The 12,778-nt window shown below is 52.7% G+C and carries 9 protein-coding genes; 4 read left to right on the top strand and 5 right to left on the bottom strand.

Annotated features, from left to right (window positions below; all coding sequences use genetic code 11):
- Positions 1-324 precede the first annotated feature (324 nt).
- From BUB30_RS20335 to BUB30_RS20320, 4 genes are read left to right on the top strand one after another with little or no spacing between them, the layout of a single operon-like run.
- On the top strand, positions 325-1,506 hold the full coding sequence (locus BUB30_RS20335; RefSeq protein WP_245804142.1) for a TolC family protein: 1,182 nt from the start codon (positions 325-327) through the stop codon (positions 1,504-1,506).
- Positions 1,503-2,516 (top strand): efflux RND transporter periplasmic adaptor subunit, encoded by a 1,014-nt coding sequence (locus tag BUB30_RS20330; protein WP_073137653.1) that lies wholly within the window; start codon positions 1,503-1,505, stop codon positions 2,514-2,516. The genes BUB30_RS20335 and BUB30_RS20330 overlap by 4 nt, the downstream gene beginning before the upstream one ends.
- An 11-nt stretch (positions 2,517-2,527) precedes the next feature.
- On the top strand, positions 2,528-2,827 hold the full coding sequence (locus BUB30_RS20325) for a DUF190 domain-containing protein (RefSeq protein WP_073137651.1): 300 nt from the start codon (positions 2,528-2,530) through the stop codon (positions 2,825-2,827).
- A 3-nt stretch (positions 2,828-2,830) separates the two neighbouring features.
- Complete coding sequence (locus BUB30_RS20320) at positions 2,831-5,974, top strand: efflux RND transporter permease subunit (protein WP_073137649.1); 3,144 nt, start codon at positions 2,831-2,833, stop codon at positions 5,972-5,974.
- 40 nt (positions 5,975-6,014) lie between these two features.
- Here the strand turns inward: BUB30_RS20320 and BUB30_RS20315 are convergent, their stop codons facing one another.
- From BUB30_RS20315 to BUB30_RS20295, 5 genes are all read right to left on the bottom strand, one after another.
- The gene (locus tag BUB30_RS20315; protein WP_073137647.1) at positions 6,015-6,248 is read right to left on the bottom strand and encodes a helix-turn-helix domain-containing protein; all 234 of its coding nucleotides are present in this window, start codon (positions 6,246-6,248) and stop codon (positions 6,015-6,017) included.
- Between the two features lie 443 nt (positions 6,249-6,691).
- The gene (locus tag BUB30_RS20310) at positions 6,692-7,273 is read right to left on the bottom strand and encodes a hypothetical protein (RefSeq protein ID WP_073137645.1); all 582 of its coding nucleotides are present in this window, start codon (positions 7,271-7,273) and stop codon (positions 6,692-6,694) included.
- A complete protein-coding gene (locus BUB30_RS20305; RefSeq protein WP_073137643.1) occupies positions 7,270-10,386 on the bottom strand; it encodes an efflux RND transporter permease subunit in 3,117 nt (1,038 codons plus the stop codon). Before BUB30_RS20305 ends, BUB30_RS20310 begins: the two co-directional genes overlap by 4 nt.
- A 3-nt stretch (positions 10,387-10,389) precedes the next feature.
- Positions 10,390-11,517 carry an efflux RND transporter periplasmic adaptor subunit gene (locus BUB30_RS20300; RefSeq protein WP_245804141.1) on the bottom strand — a complete coding sequence of 376 codons (1,128 nt, stop codon included), beginning with the start codon at positions 11,515-11,517 and terminating at the stop codon, positions 10,390-10,392.
- Positions 11,477-12,730 (bottom strand): TolC family protein, encoded by a 1,254-nt coding sequence (locus tag BUB30_RS20295; protein WP_084138270.1) that lies wholly within the window; start codon positions 12,728-12,730, stop codon positions 11,477-11,479. Before BUB30_RS20295 ends, BUB30_RS20300 begins: the two co-directional genes overlap by 41 nt.
- Positions 12,731-12,778 lie beyond the last annotated feature (48 nt).

The following is a 12,778-nucleotide window of genomic DNA, read 5'->3' as shown; positions in this document are numbered from 1 at the left end:
CGTCAAGCCCGTTACGTAATTCCTGGAGCGTTACTTTTCGCGATACACATGCGCTCTTATTATCCTTCACGACATTCACCGACAAAGTAACACTACCTTAAAAAGAACTTAATTCCGTACATTTTTCCTGGAATGTATGTGACTTTATGAACAAGCTGTGATCTATAAGCTTTGTTTCGATTGGTGAGGGATCAAAATCCTCCTGAATTTGCTCTATCTTTAAATGTTTTTTTAACGTCCCTTATCCCGGCCATGCGTTATCGAATATCCTTTCTATTGGTACTTGGCTACGTTGTTTGCCTGACCGCAGAAGCACAGTCATCTATGAGTCTGCAAGAGGCATTGAAGGCCGCGCGCGTGAACAACCTTTTTCTCAAAACGGAGCGCTATACCATAGAAGCCGGCCAGGCCGATATTGTCTCGGCCAAACTCCGGCCCAACCCGGCGCTGAACAATCAAACGCTGCAACTGGCCAACAGCAAATACTACGCTGAGAACACCGCCTGGAACAGTCCCCATAACCGGCAGGTCTGGTGGCAGCTGACCAAGCCCTTTCAATTGCCCAACCAACGGAAGTACCGCATCGATGTCGCCAATCAAGGCTACAATCTCATCAACAAGAATTTTCTGGAATTGGAGCGGAATGTCTTTTTTGACGTAGCCTCCAAATGGCTTGATGTGTGGATTGCTCAAAATCAGATCCGCGTCATTGAAATTGCCAAGAACAACGCCGACACGCTGGCCAAGATCAATGCGCTCCGTTTGAAGAACCAGGTGATCTCGGAGACCGACCTGATCCGGACGCAGCTGTTGTCGGAGCAGTATGCCGTTCAATTGAAATCCGTCCGGCAAGATCTCTTGAACAAGCGGAGTCAATTGCGTTTTTTGATCGGTACAACCGACTCGGTGGATGTGGACCTGACCAATGAATTTCTATTTCCCGAATCCATCAACATCGATACGCTTTTGCGATACGCCCTCGCCAACCGGTCGGATATCCAACAGATCCAGACCATGATCACCCTTTCGGAGAGCAACATAAAATTCCAGAAGTCGATGGCCCTTCCCCAGCCGGAGCTGGGCATGATCTGGAACCCACAGAACACCGTGCCCTATGTCGGTTTCTTTGGCACGATCGAGTTGCCGATCTTTTCCCGCAACCAGGGCGAAATTCAAAAGTCAACGATCTTAAAAAGGCAAGCCGAACAGAACTATGTGACGGTTCAAACGCAGATCCAAACCGAGATCAACACGGCCTATAAAAGCTTTATCGTTCAGCAACAGAATGTGGAGCGGTTCACGGGCATCCTGCAACAGGCACAATCCATACTCGACCGGGTGCGCTACGCCTACCTGCGCGGCGGCACCACGATCATCGACTTTTTGGAAGCTCAACGAAGCTGGCTGGAAACGCAGCAGCAATACTACGACGCACAACAACAATACCGGCAAAGCTATATTCAGCTCTTATTTGTCTCAGGCTTAATAAACCAATTGGCACAATGATATCTCGACGTTTAACATGGGCCAGCACGGCGGCTTTCCTGTTATTGATTTCGTGCGGTAAAAAGGATCCGCACGTCCCGGTGGTGAGCTATGCTCCCGAAGTCAAGGACCATGGCAACACCATCGTGTTTCATGATACGCTCGGTATTAATTTCTTTAAAACGGAGGTGATCGGAAAAAAAGGTATCACGGCCAACCTCACCATTCCGGCCAAGGTTTCGGCCACCGTCATCCCTTCGGGCGAGGGCGCCACGCAAAACATTGTGCTCTTCGAAAACCCTGACCTGGCGGGCAACTACACGTCGTTGATCCAGCATCAGATCAATATCAACCAGATCCAAAAAATCAATATCAAACAAAAGGAAATCGAATTGGGCCGGATCAAAGACCTGCAGGCTCACGGTGTGGCTACCGGCAAAGACCTGTTGGATGCCCAGACGGCCCTGGCGATGGAACAAACCAACCTGGCCAACGAGCGCGCCGCCCTGATCGAGCACGAAACTAAATTGAAGTCGAACGGCTTCAATCCGGAGGCGCTGCGGAAGTCATCGGCCGGCATGGCCTACATTACGTGTGACCTCCCCGAAAACCAGCTCAGCAGAGTCACTGAAGGCGGACCTTGCACGATACAGTTCACATCGTTCCCCACCGAGACCTTCCACGGAAAAATTGACGACATCGCCGATGTCGTAGACAACGCCACGCGCATGGTGAAGCTCCGCGTGACCTTGAAGAATGCTCAAAACAAGTTGAAGGCCGGGATGTTTGCGTTGTTGTCTTTTGGCGTCGACGAAGGAGAGGTGATCAGCGTTCCCAAATCGGCGGTGATCACGGTGCAGGGAAAGCATTATGTTTTTGTTAAATCAGATAGCTTGCAGTATCAGCGCCAGGAAGTGAGTATCGGCGCCCAGGTTGGAGATCGCACCCTCATCAGCAACGGCATCGCGCTTGGCGCCAGGGTGGTGGTGGAAGGTTCCATTCAGTTAAAGGGTCTATCATTCGGCTATTAACCCCCATACACATGCTGCAAGCACAGATCTTTATCGACAAGGATGAACTCCACGGATCACAGCCCTTGTTCGAATACATCATCCGATTTCTGATCCGCCATAAGATAAAAGGAGCAACCGCGTTTCGGGGCCACATCGGCTTTGGTTCCAACCAACACCTGAAGCGCCCCGACGATCTTTTCAGTTTTGACGAGCCCCCCATGATGATAACGTTTATAGACGAAGACGAAAAGGTGCTCCACACCGTTTCCCAGCTTCGCAAGGAATTTAAAAATGGATTGATCATTACCCATCCGGTAGAAATTCACTAACCCATGATCAGAGGGCTCTTACTTTTTTCGCTTCAAAACAGGTTGATCGTTGTCGGCGTGAGCGTGGCCATGATGGCCATCGGCTATTGGTGCTTCACGCAATTGAAGATCGAAGCCTATCCCGACATTGCCGACACGAACGTGATCATTGTGTCACAATACCCGGGAAGAGCCGCCGAGGAAGTGGAGCAGCAAGTGACGGTGCCCGTTGAACGCGCCCTGCAGAACACACCGCGCGTGCTCGACAGAAGAAGCCGGACGATCTTTGGTCTGAGCGTTGTGCAGTTAACATTCCAGGATGGCACCGACGATTATTTTGCCCGTCAGCAAGTGTTGGAGCGCCTGCAGTCGGCACAATTGCCCGATGGCGTTGCGCCCGAATTAGCACCCCTGTCCACCGCCGTGGGCGAAATTTTTCGCTACGTCGTGGAAGGACCACCATCGTTCACGCCTACCGAGTTACGGGACTTGCAAGACTGGGTGATCAAACCCTACCTGCTCCAAACGCCGGGTGTGGCCGACATCACCACGTTTGGTGGCCCGCTGAAACAGTTCCACATCCTGGCCTCCCCCGAAAAACTCCGCCGCTATGACCTGGCGATTTCCGATGTCGAGAATGCCGTCGCAGCCAACAACCAAAACACGGGTGGAAACCTGATCGATCAGGGTGAACAAGGCTATGCCATCCGCGGCCTTGGCGCCATCAAATCCGAAACAGACATCCAAAACATTGTTTTGAAATCCGAAAACGGTGTGCCCATATTTTTGCGCGACGTGGCGAGTGTGGAGATTGCGCCGCCGCCACCAAGTGGTGTGCTGGGCTATTCCGTGGCCGAAGACAACACGAACGTGAACAGCGGTGTGGAAGGCATTGTGCTTTTGCGTCGTTATGAAAACCCCAGCGATGCGTTAAAGGCCCTGAAACAAAAACTCAAAGACCTGCAGGAGCACGAACTGCCCGAAGGGATCCGCATCCGTACCCTGTATGACCGGAGTTTTCTGATCGATCATTCCCTTCAAACCGTGGGAAAGACCTTGGTGGAAGGTGTCAGTATTGTCGTGATCATCCTCGTCTTGTTTTTAGGAAGCATTCGAAGCGCCCTCGTAGTGGCCCTGACCATTCCATTCTCTTTGTTGTTCGCCTTTATCCTAATGCGGCTCACCGGCATCCCGGCCAACTTGCTTTCCCTCGGCGCCATCGACTTCGGGATCATTGTGGATGGAGCCTGTGTGATGGTGGAGCACCTGGTGCGAAAATACCGATCGTCCAGTGCGGACGAACGTCGTCAGGGCATTATCAAGATCACGAACCTGGCGGCCCAGGAAGTGGGACGGGAGATCTTCTTTTCCGTCACCATCATCATCCTGGCCTACATGCCGATCTTGCTGATGACCCGGGTAGAGGGCAAGCTCTTTTCGCCGATGGCACTCACCCTGGCGTTCGCTGTGATCGGTTCGATGCTCGCTGCGCTCACGCTGATCCCCGTGCTGGTGTCGTTTGCCTATGGAAAAACGATCGCCAATGTGGATGAGCCGATCAAGGAGCATAAAAATAAAGTACTGGACTTCCTGCAAAATCAGTATGGCTCACTGGTGAAGGGTATCCTCTCCAAAACAAAACTGACCGTGTTGGTCGGATTCACCATTGTGCTGATCCTCGTTGGTTTTGGATCCAAGCTGGGAACAGAATTTCTGCCCGAGCTGGATGAAGGTTCCATTTTTCTCCGCGGTAATTTTCCCTCCGGGATCACCATCCAGAAGAACGCGCAATACTCACCCCAGATCAGGGGCATCATCCGACAATATCCACAGATCGCTTTTGTGATCACACAGACCGGCCGAAACGACGAAGGCACCGACCCTTTTCCTGCCAACCGGAACGAGATCCTCGTCGGCTTGAAAGATTATCATTTGTGGAGTGACACCGTTTCGAAAAAAGAACTGGTGTCGCGGATCCGCGTCGACCTGGAGCGGGCTTTCCCCAGCGTGCGGTTCTCGAGTGGCCAGCCGATCATCGACCAGGTCATGGAGATCGTGACGGGAAGCGCCGCCGACCTTGCCGTCTCCATCATTGGGGACGACCTGGTGAAGATGAGACCGAAAGCAGATTCCATTGCGGCCATCGTCAGAAATATGAAAGGCAGCGAGTCGGTGAACATCGAACAAGAGGGCCCGCAAGAACAGTTGGCCATCAAGATCAACCGCGAAAATGCAGCTCGCTTTGGCATCAACATCTCCGACATCGAAAATATGATCGAAGCTGCCGTGGGCGGGAAAGTCATCTCCGTTCTGTATGACGGCACCAAACGCTACGACATCGTGATCCGCTATCTGCCGGAGTTCCGCAACAACGTCGATGTGATCAAGAACCTGCAGGTGTCGTCGATTGCCGGCGCCCTGATCCCTATGAGCCAGCTGGCCGACATCACGTTCGTGGAAGGGCAGACCAACATCTACCGCTACAGCGGGAAGCGCATGGTGACCGTGCGCACCAACATCCGCGGCCGCGACCAAGGCGGGTTTGTAAAAGACCTTGAAGAAAAGATCCACGAGTCCATCAAAATTCCCAAAGGCTATAGTGTGATCTATGGCGGTCAATACGAAAACCTGGAAAGGGCCGGCAAGCAACTGCTGATCACCATTCCCCTCACCATTGTGATGGTATTCCTTTTTCTGTTCATGCTCTTCAAAAGCCTCAAGCACACGCTCGTCACCATGAGTTGTATCTTGTTTGCGCTGGCGGGCGGAATTCTCGCGTTGCTGCTGAGGGGCTATTACTTCAACGTATCGGGGGGCGTGGGTTTTGTGAGCATCTTCGGGATCTCGGTGATGGCGGGTGTGCTGCTCGTGTCCGCATTGAACCGGGCCTCCCTGGAAAATACGTTTAACGTCGACACGGTGCAGAAGACCGCTGAGGAGCAAATGCGGGCCATCCTCTCCATTCTCATTGTAGCCATTGTGGGGTTAATCCCCGCAGCGACATCGTCCGGCATTGGCTCGGATGTGCAGCGGCCTCTGGCTACGGTAATTATCGGTGGCCTCACGTCCACCCTCATCTTCGCGCCGATACTCATTCCCCCGCTGTACTGGTGGGTGGAGCGCAGTAGTCACGCAGAAGAAAAGAGCGACGACGATAGTGAGGCCTAGACCGTCCCAACGGGTCGCGATCGTGCGTGATGTGATTTGGCTAAAAGTCGAAGAGGTCTTTCGGCGATACCTTAAGCGCGCGGGCCAGGTCGAAAACTGTGCAGACGCCGGTGTTGAGGTGTCCGTTCTCCACTTTATTTATGGTTGAAAAAGCAACGTTGGCCCGGTCGGCGAGGTCTTCCTGCGAGATGCCCTTTTCTATTCTGATGCGTTGAAGATTATTTCCGAAGGCAGCCAGCTTTTTGAGATTGCGCTGTTTTGTGTTTTGGGTCATTTTAACGGAATTGGATGTATAGCGAATTTGCTATATTTTTTCAGAGCAGAGTATAGCAAATTTGCTATACATTGTGTATTCTTGTTTGGGATATGAAAAATATCCTGTTCCATAACCCAAATTCCCGATAAGGGACCCGTGGAGTCCAACTTCCCCGCCCGTGGCATGCGTTGCCACGGGCATTTTTTATCGCTAAAGGTTTCACCGCCTCGCCTTCGCTAAGCTTCGGCGAGCAAAGAAAGACGCCGAGGACCCTCCTTCGCTGAAGCTTCGGCGGGCAGGCAGCAAAGTCAACGCAGCGTTAATCCAGCCCTTGCTTTGTGCCTTTAATGCAAAATTGATTAACCCACCACTCACAACGGGCAACACTACACGCTACGATAAAAGAAACGCCTCAGCTGCGAAGGCAACCGAGGCGCGAGAAACTAATTTATAGATGGGCTTTACTTCGTTCGAGACAGGTAGAGGTCATTGATGAGCATATGACCGTTTTTTTCGGTGAGGAAGACCTGACCCTGCAATGTGCTTGTGGCGGCGTCAACAAAGACAGGGTCAGTTGAAAAGTCTTCCTTCAGATTTTGCCGGGTGAGCTTGCGCACGGGCATCTCCCATCCGGTACTGTAATAGTAAAACGTCTTGCCTCCAGTCTTGTGGTTGACGGAGCGTTTGGAATAAATGATCAGGCCTGCGTCGTCGAGCACTTTGTAGTAGCCCGACGTCTTGAAAATACTCTTCTTGCCAAAGGCACGGTAGCGGTATCCGTCTTTATAGTAACCGGAAAGCGTGCCGAACGTATAACGCTGTTCAACGCCTTGACGGGTGACCAGCACCTGGTCATCGAGGTTCACCACCAAGGTGTTCAGATCGTCGGTCGTCGCCTGTTCAGTGACGTTGTTGGTGGCGAGGTCCCGGGGTGTGATGAAGATGCCGTTCGTCAATATCTCCCCTCCCGCATGCTGATCGGATGCGCTGACGGTGGTCAGCGGAAGCGGCAACAGGAAAAGGAAATACGCTAGTCGTTTCATGCGCTTTGCGGCTTATACTTGCGACCATGGTTGCGACGATTCGCGAGTTCGTAGAAAATGGGAAAGATCAATAAAATCAGAACCGTGGCCGTGATTAACCCCCCGATTATCACTATGGCCAACGGTTTCTGACTTTCTGACCCAATGCCCGTGGACAAAGCCGCAGGCATAAGACCTATAGACGCCATCAGCGCCGTCATGACGACGGGCCGCGTGCGTTGCTTGATCCCGAGCGCGATCGCATCGGACAAGCTCATATCTTTATTTAAGTTTTCATTGAATTCCGTGATCAGGATCACCCCGTTCTGCACGCAGATGCCAAAGAGCGCGATGAATCCCACCCCCGCAGAGATCCCGAAGTTGATCCCAGTAATGTGAATGGCAAGTATGCCACCGATGAGCGCGAAGGGCACGTTGATGAGCACCAGCCCCGCATCTTTGGCGTTGCCGAAGGTGATGAACAGCAGCACGAAGATGGCGATGAGACTGAGGGGCACCACTTGCGCCAGCCGGGCCGTTGCCCGCACCTGGTTCTCAAATTCGCCCGTCCATTGTATGGTGTAGCCTTGTGGTATGTGCAGGCGTTGCTTCACGCGTTGCTGTGCCTCCGCGATGGTGCTGCCCAGGTCGCGCTCGCGCACGGTGAACTTGACGCCGATGAAACGGCTGTTGTTGTCGCGATAGATAAAGGCCGGACCGGTGATGGCCGTGACCGTTGCTATCTCTTTTAAAGCTACTTTGGTTCCCTTCAGCGTGGGCACCAACAAGCTGGTGATCTCCTGTTCCGACTTCCGGTATTCGTAGGGGAAGCGCAAGCGGATATCAAATTTCCTTTCGCCTTCATACATGATCGAAGCGGTCTTTCCCCCGATGGCCATTTCGATGACGGCTTGGGCATCGCTGGTGGTTACACCATAAAGCGCCATTTCATGATCGTGCAGTTTGATCTGGATCTCGGGCTGGCCTACGTTGCGCAGGATGCCGGCGTCTTTGATGCCGGGCACGTCCTGGATGCTGGCGAGCACCTGCGTGGCCAGCTTGTCGAGCTCCGCCAGGTCGGGACCGAATATTTTCACAGCGTTGTTGGCGTTCATGCCGGCCACTGCTTCCGCGACGTTGTCGATGATCGGCTGCGAATAGTTGTAGTTGATGCCCTGGTATTTTTTTAGCTTTTTGTCCATTTCGCCGATGAGCCCATCGAGGCTGATCTTGCGGCCCCACTCCTCTTTCGGTTTCAGGTTCACCTGCATCTGCACATAATAGAAACCGCTGGGGTCCGTGCCATCGTTGGAGCGGCCGGTTTGTGACAGCACGCCGTTCACTTCCTTGAACGAACTCAGTTCATTGCGCAGCGTGTGCACCATCTTCACCGTCTCGTTCAGCGACATGCTCATAGGCATTTTTGCTTCTACCCACAAGGCACCTTCGTTCAACTGGGGCAAGAATTCCGTTCCGAGCCATTTGGTCGAGAACAAGGTGGCCGCCACGATCGTGAGGGCTACGGTGAGGCTTACGGTCTTATGCGAGAAGGTCCAATGAAATCCTTTCGATACGATGCGATCGAAGAAGGTTACGATGAACGTATGTTTTTCTTTTACATTCTTTTTCAACAACACCGCGCTCAGCACCGGCACCAACGTGAGCGTAAAGATCAACGCACCCAGTAACGCGAATCCGAGCGTATAGGCCAGGGGCGAGAACATTTTTCCTTCCACTTTTTCGAAAGAGAAAATGGGCAGGAGTGCAGTAATGATGATCAGCTTGGAGAAGAACACGGCCAGGCCTGTGCGGGACGCGGTCTTCTTGATGATCCCGAGTTTCCCGATCTTGTTGAACCGCTCCATACCATACCTCTTCGCGGTGTGGTCCAGGGTCACGAAGATGCCCTCCACCATCACCACGGCGCCGTCGATGATGATCCCGAAATCTATCGCCCCCAGCGATAGCAGGTTGGCACTCATGCCTTTCATCTTCAAACAAAAGAACGCAAACAGCAGCGACAGGGGAATGATGATGGACACGATGAGCGTGGTGCGCCAATCGGCCATGAACAACAACACGATGGCCGTCACGAAGATGATACCTTCCACCAGGTTGTGCATTACGGTGTGCGTGGTGTAGTTCATCAGCACGTCGCGATCATAGAACGTGGCCATGCGCACATCGCCGGGGAGAATGTGGGTGTTCAGCTCTTCAATCTTGGCTTTCACACGCTTCAGCACCTCACTGGGATTTTCGCCCTTGCGCATGACGATGATGCCTTCCACCACGTCGTCCCTTTTATTCAATCCCACTTGCCCCACGCGGGGGAGGTCGGACTGGATAACGTTCGCCACATTTTTTACCAACACCGGCACGCCGGCGCGATCTTCGATAATAATATTTTCAATGTCTTCGATGGAGTTGAGCAAGCCCATACCCCGCACCACATACGCCTGGCCATTCTTCTCGATCACGTCGCCGCCGACGTTGATGTTGCTTTTCGTAACGGCCTGGTACACGTCGAGAGGGGTGATCTCGTAGCGGTTCAGCTGGGCGGGGTTCACCTGGATCTCGTAGATCTTTTCACGGCCGCCGAAGGCTACCACGTCGGCCACACCAGGTACGGCACGGAGCTGACGGTCGATGATCCAATTCTGAATGGTCAGCATCTCGCGCGTGTCCTTCGTTTTGGACGTCAGGACATAGCGAAAGATCTCGCCGGTGGGCCCATAGGGTGGTTGCACTTCAGGCTCAGCGCCTTCGGGAAGCGACACCGTCACCAATTGGTTGTTCACTTGCTGACGGGCAAAGAAATCTTCTACGTTGTCCTCAAAAATGATCTTGATCACCGACAACCCGAACATGGAAATGGACCGCACGTTGGTTTTGCGCTGCACGGAGTTCATGGCCACCTCGATAGGGATGGACACAAAACGCTCGATCTCCTGTGCACTTCTTCCCTGCCATTGCGTGACAATGATGATCTGGGTGTTGGTGACATCGGGGAACGCTTCGATGGGCGTGTTCTTATAGCTCACCACACCGGCCACCACCATGATGGTCACCCAAAAGAACGTGAAGAACCTGTTCTTTAACGAAAACGCTACGATATTTTTTATCAGCTTGATCATCCGCTAGTCGTTAAGAGCATCGTAAATGAAGAGCTGATTGTGACTGATCACCACTTCGCCCGGTTTCACACCTTGGGTGATCCACGTGATATCCTCGTCCGTTTTATACACCTCCACCTCGCGGGTGTCGATGTTGAACCGGTCTTTGAAGATCATGACGAACTGGCGACTGTTGTCGAATATGATCGCGGACGACGGTACGGCCGTCATGGATTTATCTTCGTGGTACGTGGCTTTGATGGTGGCCAGCATTTGTGGCTTCAGCTTGAACTGCGGGTTGGGGATGCGGATGCGCACCTTCATGGTTTTGGTTTCCGGATCCAGCACACTGAAGATCTTGTCGATCTTGCCGCGGATCAGGTCGCCGGGATAGCTTAGGGTGGTCACACACACGTCCATGCCTTCGCGGATGCGGGAGATGTCGCTTTCGTAGACATCGGCAATGGCCCACACTTCGTCCAGCTCGGCTACCGTGAACACACTTTCGGTGTGGCCGGCGGGCAAGGTCATGTCGCGCGTCAGGTTCTTGTAGATCACAAACCCGTTGATGGGCGCCTTCAGGCTGTATTCCGATTTCTTGTTGAAATTGTAGATCGAGAAAGTTTCCGTGATCCGCCGCAGCGCGGCTTCGGCTTTTTCCAGTTCTTTTTGAGCGGCCACCAGTTCGCGATCCGACGACAATTTAGAATCGTAGAGATCTTGCTTCACGCTCAGATTCTTTTGCGCTACCAACACGTCCGACTGGGCTTCGATGAGTTGGCGATCGTATTCAGCCACTTCCCCGCTTTTAATGGTCGCCAGGGTCTGATTTTTCTTTACATAGTCGCCTAACTCCGCATCCACCTCCACGACGTTTCCACCCACGATGGGAAATATTTCCACGAGCCGGTTTTCATCGGCCACGATCTTTCCGTTCAGGTTCAGGGTACCGTTCACCGGCCTCACGGCAACCGTGTCCAGTTTTATGCTTTTCAGCATGGTGTCGCTCAAGGCAAACGCCTTGTTCTCGGCCGGGTCTACGGCCTTCTTCGGGTCACATCCCACCGCTAACAGCACAACCGACCACACCAACGGCATCCATGGGCAATTTTTAATGGAGATCTTCACCCACGGCATAATTGAGTTCTTCATATGACTTATTTAAATCGGCTTTGAGTTGATTTAATTCGATGATGCTGGAGTTGTAGGCCTCAAACATGTCGGTGAATTCCAACAGGGAGATGTTGTTCTTGCTATAGTTGCTCACCAGCCCTTTGCTCAGCAAATCAAGTTGCGCCTCGAAGTCTCCGCCGGAGGCTTTGTATTGGGCATCCAACAGTTGAAAGACCTTCCACGCCGCTTCCACTTCACGACTAATTTCCTGGCGGCGGCTTTGCAGCAGCACATCGGCCTGGACCATGCCCACCCTGGCTTCCTGGATGCGGCCCTGGTTCCGGTTGAACAAAGGGACTTGCAACCCGAACGACACACCTTTATAGTTGGGCACATAGCTACCGGCCTGGTCATAGACGGCGCCTGCCATCAGGTTGGGGACGGCCTCTTTGCGCTCCAATGAATAGCGCAGTTGGCTTTGGGCTTGTATGCTTTGAGCAGCTTTAATTTCCGGGCGGTTCTCCATCGACTTCTCCACCAATTCGGGCAGGGTGACGGCCGGTAACACCGCGATCACGGCGTCCGATTCGCTGCGCGCCGGCGCAATCGCGCGGTCGTCGGACAGCAGCACTTTCAGGGTTTCCTGCAGCCGCACCAACTCGGTTTGCGTGTCATTCACTTTGTTGTTGATCTCGAAGTAGGTCGACTTCAAGCGGGTGAGTTCCTGCAGCGAGATGTTGCCTTTGTTGTATTGCAGTTCGTAGATGGAAATGAGATTTTTTAACAGATCCAGTCGCGAGCGGATGTTCACGATGGCGTGGTTGAGATAGTAATAGCGGTAGAAGCTCACGTGAAGCTCGTACTTCAGGCTTCGCGCCAGCTCATAGTACTGCCACTCGGTCATACGCTTTTCCTCTTCCGCCAGGCGGATGGCCGTTCTACGCTGTCCGGCGATGCGGAAAATCTGTTGCAATTGCACGATCTTCTGCCCGTTCTTGCCGGTGTCAAACCATTTTTGTGCTGTTGGGTTATATAAACTCCATTCCGTATACAGTTGAGGGTTGTTGAACAACTTCTCCTGTATCTTCCTGGCCTCTGCCTTGTCTACTTCGTATCTATATGCCAGCAACGACAGGTTACGCATCACCAGCAAGCTGTCGGCTTGCTGTATAGAGACCCGTAAAGTGTCCTGAGCGTGAAGTGAGATTGTTATACACAAGAGCGCCACCACAAATCCAATAAAACGCATCATTTCTTAAAATGCACCATTTCTAATGTCCTACAAATGAACGCGTGCAGA

The sequence above is a fragment of the Chryseolinea serpens genome, from assembly GCF_900129725.1.
Lineage (GTDB): Bacteria > Bacteroidota > Bacteroidia > Cytophagales > Cyclobacteriaceae > Chryseolinea > Chryseolinea serpens.
Note: the sequence above shows the minus strand (reverse complement) of the source record. Positions and strands in the feature narration are given on the sequence as shown.